The sequence below is a fragment of the Chromobacterium sp. S0633 genome, assembly GCF_024158805.1.
In the GTDB taxonomy this organism is placed as follows: domain Bacteria; phylum Pseudomonadota; class Gammaproteobacteria; order Burkholderiales; family Chromobacteriaceae; genus Chromobacterium.
In genome coordinates, this window is record NZ_JAMZGH010000106.1 from 1 (window position 1) to 2,130 (window position 2,130).

2 protein-coding genes are annotated in these 2,130 nt (G+C 56.2%); both read left to right on the forward strand.

Going from position 1 to position 2,130, the window contains the following annotated elements:
• Nucleotides 1-297 precede the first annotated feature (297 nt).
• Nucleotides 298-1,436 (forward strand): IS3 family transposase gene (locus tag NK214_RS24760; protein ID WP_227106136.1). Its coding sequence is split into 2 segments (ribosomal slippage): nt 298-544 and nt 544-1,436, totalling 1,140 coding nucleotides; the frame shifts between segments, so codons are not numbered across the junction.
• A 41-nt stretch (nt 1,437-1,477) separates the two neighbouring features.
• Entirely contained in the window at nt 1,478-1,669 is a 192-nt protein-coding gene (locus NK214_RS24765; RefSeq protein ID WP_227106135.1) for a hypothetical protein, read from the forward strand.
• The last annotated feature ends 461 nt before the right edge of the window (nt 1,670-2,130 follow it).

A 2,130-nucleotide genomic window follows, 5' to 3' on the forward strand; every position in this document is an offset into this window, starting at 1 on the left:
ACGGGTTTGGGTCATGAACACTCCTTGGTGGAGATTATCCACCTTAAGTTAGTGTCCACTGAGCCCGGGACAGACCAAATTGGCTGTCATCGTGCAAACATTCTGCGCGAGGCAAAGTGTTTTGTAGCAAGTTTACATAAGTTTATCCTTTCTTGATAAACCACGCATACATCGCTAAATATTCTATATATTGCCTCAAAATTGGGTACTTAGGCTGGCTTCGAGCACTCTGACCTGCCCCCCTAAACAGGGCCACCCGAAACTTAGTAAAGTTCGTTTTACACAGGGGGAACGAACTTGAAGAAGGGTTTCACGGAAGAGCAAATCATTGGATTTTTGAAGCAGGCCGAGGCTGGCGTTCCGGTGAAGGAATTGTGCCGCCAGCATGGCTTTAGTGATGCCTCGTTCTACAACTGGCGAGCCAAGTTCGGTGGCATCGATGTCTCTGACACCAAGCGGTTGAAGGAGCTCGAGACTGAGAACGCCAGACTGAAGCGCTTACTGGCCGAGGCGATTTTTGATGCCGAAGCACTCAAAGTGGCCCTCGGCGTAAAGCGTTAACCCCGCAGCAGAAGCGTGAGGCGGTGCAGCGAATGCGCGAGATGACCTCTATCTCGGAGCGACGGGCCTGCCGGCTGGTGGGGGTGTCACGCAGCGTCCATGCCTATCAGGCAAAGACGTCGGACCACATTACGCTCTTGAAGGACCGGCTGATTGAGTTGGCCCACGAGAGACGCCGCTTTGGGTATCGCCGCCTGCACATTCTCCTGCGCCGAGATGGTGTCAGAGTTAACCACAAGCGGGTCTACAGGCTATATCGTGAAGCCGGTTTGATGGTGAAACACAGGAGGCGGCGCCATGGTGTAGCCGTTGAGCGAGAGCCGCTGGAGCGCCCTGGGAAACCGAATGCGGTATGGTCGATGGACTTTGTCTCCGATGTGCTAGCCAACGGGCGTCGCATCAAAGTGCTCACCATCGTGGATGATTTCAGCAAGGAATGTATCGACCTGGTTGCTGATTACGGAATCTCCGGACATTACGTCGTGCGGGTGTTGGAACAGGCCGCTCGATTTCGGGGCTATCCAGCGGCAATCCGCACCGACCAGGGACCGGAATTCACCGGCAACGCGCTGGATCAATGGGCCAGTGTCAGAGGAATCACGCTGAAGCTGACCCCGCCGGGCAAACCCACACAGAATGCGTATATCGAAAGTTTCAACGGGCGCTTACGCGATGAATGCCTGAATGAGCACTGGTTCATGAGTCTCTCGCATGTTCGGGCCGAGCTTGCCGTGTGGCGGAAGGATTACAACGAAGCACGACCACACAGCTCGCTGAACTATCAAACGCCTGCCGCATTTGCGGCGGGCTTCCGCACGGGGGAGCAAGCGGAGCTGGAGCAAAAGCAGGAATTTTTAATCGACTTTACTAAGTAAGCCTTGGCCCTAATCCGGGGGGCAGGTCAGACCGCAAGACCTTGCGCGGCAGCCTCGACCAGGCTGCGCAAACACCGGCCCTGCAATGGCTGTCTGCCTTCCGCCATCTCGATCACCTGGTGTTGTGGCAGATCAATTGGTGCGATGGCGACAAGAACAACGAAATCGCGGCGGCAGTGACCTCCTCCCGCAACGCTCAGGAAACGATTGCCAAACATCATGGAACAGCCTAGCTTTATCCAAGGCAGTTCTCTGGCAGGTCTTTACCGCCAGGCGGGTTGAATCACTTGTGAACACGAAAACAAGGAAGCAGCGTGTCGCTCCCCCCCCCTTCCCGTATCAAACGTATGCGCCTCGTACTCAGCGCCTCGTCGGTCTTGATCCACGCCTTACCGCCCCGCGTTAGCCGCTTGGTGCGCTATCAGCTGATGCACGACTTGGATGCGCTGTTGTCCAGTTACCCTGTACCTCTAAGCTTACGGTTGTCCGTCGTAACGCTGGACATCGGCACGCTAACCGCAGGGAAATGGGAGACGGAGTTGTTGCACCGAGTGCTGGCTGCCTTACGCCGAGAACTGGATGCTCATGCGTGTGAGACCATGCAAACAGACGACAGTCGGTTGTCTGCCGCGATGCTGACAGACCTGGCCGCTTACCTTGCTGGCGCTGCGCTGGCGCCGCACTTGAGTGCAGC